Here is a 2,732-nt window from a genome sequence, read left to right on the forward strand (position 1 = left end):
GGGGGACACCGCACCGACCGCCGACGCGGGGCCCGGGCCGGCCAGCGACCCCGGACCGGAACCCGTGTGGGCGGCGGTCGAGGCGTTGATCGCGCCACCCGCGCCCGAGTCGGCGATCACCCCGGGCGTGCGCGGCGCGTCGGGGATTCCCGCGGCGATGGCGCGCATCTCGAGGGTCGGTCCCGTGAGTTCGAGTTGGACCCGCTCCGCCACCTGGATGCCGCGGGCCAGGTGCTCCGTGGCCAGCCCGAGCAGCGCCACCTGACCGGGCGGGGTCATCAGAGCGGGCCCCAGCGCGGCCGCCCTGGCGAGGAATTGTTGCACGATGCCGATCACCTCGACGGTGCCGCGGACGACGATATCGGCCGCCACGGCGGTGACCCTGGCGATCTCGCCAGCGGACTCGCCGAGCGCCTCCACCGTGCGACCGATCTCGGCCACCGAGTGCGCGGCGCCGAGGGAGGCGAGGGAGGCCCACGTCTCGGAGAGCAGACGCTCGAGCGGTGGTCCGAGCCTCTGGGCCACCTCCAGTCCGTCGCCCACCGGTCGCATCACGTCCCGGGCGGCTTCGGGGACGAACTCCTCCGCCGAGAGCAGGTCGAGGATCTGCCGGATGGGCCCCGCGTAGGCCAGCGCGTCGGCGATCACCGGGCCGGACCTGCGATCCCGGGCAGTTCGTTCCCCGCCGCACCGATCGCCTCGGCACCCCCAACGTCGGACTCGGTGTACACCCGGCCGGTCTCGAGGACCAGGTGCCCGGCGGCATCGCTCACCCGGGCCACGCCTGCGAGCACCTCCCGGTGCCGCGCGGTGGCGGCGAGCAGGGCGGACATGAAGTCGGCCCCGACCGGTCCGAGCACGGGGGCCACCTCGTCCAAAGGCAGCGAGTCCACGGCCCCGAGGACGCCCCCCAGGGCGTCCGCCAACGTGGTCAACCCCGTACCCAGCTCCCGCAGTCCGTCCACGTGGACGTCGATCGCTCCGTCCGCCATTCCCTCGCCCCTCGTCGCCGTCTCGTCCCGTCACAGGGTTCGACGCCTCGCGGGCCCGCACCGGTTCCGCCCGGTCGGAGAATTCTCCGCTGTGGAATCCTGTCGGGCATGGACATCATCGTCGTGGACCACCCGCTGGTCGGGGACCGGCTACGCACGCTGAGGGACTCCGTCACCGACACCGCCGGCTTCCGGGCGGCGATGGACGCTCTCGGCACCATGCTCTGCTACGAGGCCTTCCGCTCCATCCCGACCACCGAGGTCCCCGTGACCACACCGGTGGCAGAGACGACGGGTGTCGCGGTCGACGGCGTCCCGCTCGTCGTACCGGTCCTGCGGGCGGGGCTGGGTCTGCTGGATCCGGCCACCCGGTTGCTCCCGGGCGCGCAGGTCGGGTTCGTGGGACTGGCGCGCGACGAGGAGACGCACGCCCCGGTCTCCTATCTGTGCTCCCTTCCGGACGACCTCGCCGGACGGCACGTCGTCGTGTTGGATCCGATGCTCGCAACCGGGGGGTCGCTGGTCTCGACCCTGGAGACCCTGGCCGAACGAGGCGCGACCGGGGTCACCGTGGTGTGCGTCCTGTGCGCCCCGGAGGGGATCGAGACCGTGCGGGCGTCGGGACTGGCGTCGCGGCTCGTCACCGCGACCGTCGACGACCGGCTCGACGACGACGCCTTCATCGTCCCCGGGCTCGGAGACGCGGGCGATCGCCTGTTCGGCCCCCGCTGACCCAGCCCTCCGACCCTCAGGAGGTGAGGGCGGCGGCGACGCGATCGGCCAGAGCGGTCAGCCGTCGTCCGGCATCCTCCCGGTCGGACGTCGACGGACGTGGGGTCGTCCACGCCTCGACGTAGGTCTTGAGCAGGGGCTCGGTGCCCGACGGGCGGATCACCGCCCGTGCACCCTCGGTCACGACACGGAGTCCCGCCGAACCGTCCACAGGTGATACGGACCCGGTCGCGCCCAGCCGTTCGGCCACGCGACGGAGCTCCGAGCGGGGCTCGGCACCGGGGGCGAGTGGATGGGCGACGTTGTGCCGGAGGTGCGCACCGAACTCCTCGGCGAGCGCGTCGAGCCCCGCACCGACCGACCGCCCGGCCGACCCGACCGTCGCGCACCACGCGCCGGCCGCGGAGATGCCGTCCTTGTCCGCCACCACCTCAGGGAGCACACAGTGGCCGATCGCCTCCTCGTACGCGTAGAGCAGGTGATCGGCCGCGCGGACCAGCCATTTGAACCCGGTGAGCGTCTCCACGTGCCGGCCCCCGCGGGCCGGGACGAGGAGCGAGGGCAGTCTCGACGACACGAGGGTGGAGGCCACGACCGGGACGCCTGGCCCCGAGCCCGGTGCCCGGACCGATCCGGGGAGCGGGGTGGTCAGCAGGTGGTCGGCGAGCAGCCCGCCGGTGTCGTCGCCGTCGAGCATCCGCCACCGCCCGTCCGGGGTCCGGTAGCCCATCGCGCACCGGTCCGCGTCCGGATCGAGCGCCAGCGCGACATCCGCACCGATCTCCTCCGCGACCCGTCGAAGGCGCAGGGTGGTGGCCGGCCGCTCCGGATTGGGCGACTCGACGGTGGGGAAGTCCGGATCCGGGTGCTCCTGCTCGGGCACCAGGGTCACGTCGTCGATCCCGATCCCGGCCAGGACGCGTCGGCAGATCTCGCCGCCCACCCCGTGAACGGGGGTCAGGGCCACGCGCGGGGGCCGGGCGGGGACGGGCAGACCGGCCACGACGG

Annotated in this window: 3 protein-coding genes and 1 pseudogene; 1 reads left to right on the forward strand and 3 read right to left on the reverse strand. The window is 73.9% G+C overall.

Features of this window, described 5'->3' with window-relative positions; translation table 11 throughout:
- Both IY392_RS13380 and IY392_RS13385 read right to left on the reverse strand, forming a co-directional pair.
- Window positions 1-648, reverse strand: a pseudogene (locus IY392_RS13380) (NlpC/P60 family protein); the annotation flags it as partial.
- Window positions 645-992, reverse strand: a complete 348-nt coding sequence (locus IY392_RS13385; RefSeq protein WP_107755910.1) for a type VII secretion target — start codon at window positions 990-992, stop codon at window positions 645-647. The pseudogene IY392_RS13380 and the gene IY392_RS13385, both read right to left, overlap by 4 nt.
- Window positions 993-1,100: 108 nt before the next feature.
- Between IY392_RS13385 and upp the strand changes: the two genes are divergently transcribed.
- Window positions 1,101-1,724: a uracil phosphoribosyltransferase gene (gene upp, locus IY392_RS13390; protein ID WP_107755911.1), complete on the forward strand. Its 624-nt coding sequence runs from the start codon at window positions 1,101-1,103 to the stop codon at window positions 1,722-1,724.
- Window positions 1,725-1,740: 16 nt separating this feature from the next.
- On the opposite strand, the gene IY392_RS13395 is transcribed toward upp, so the two are convergent.
- A partial coding sequence (locus IY392_RS13395; protein ID WP_194861477.1) for a phospho-sugar mutase occupies window positions 1,741-2,732 on the reverse strand: 992 nt, incomplete at its 5' end.

The organism is Dietzia sp. SYD-A1 (assembly GCF_015356725.1).
GTDB lineage: Bacteria > Actinomycetota > Actinomycetes > Mycobacteriales > Mycobacteriaceae > Dietzia.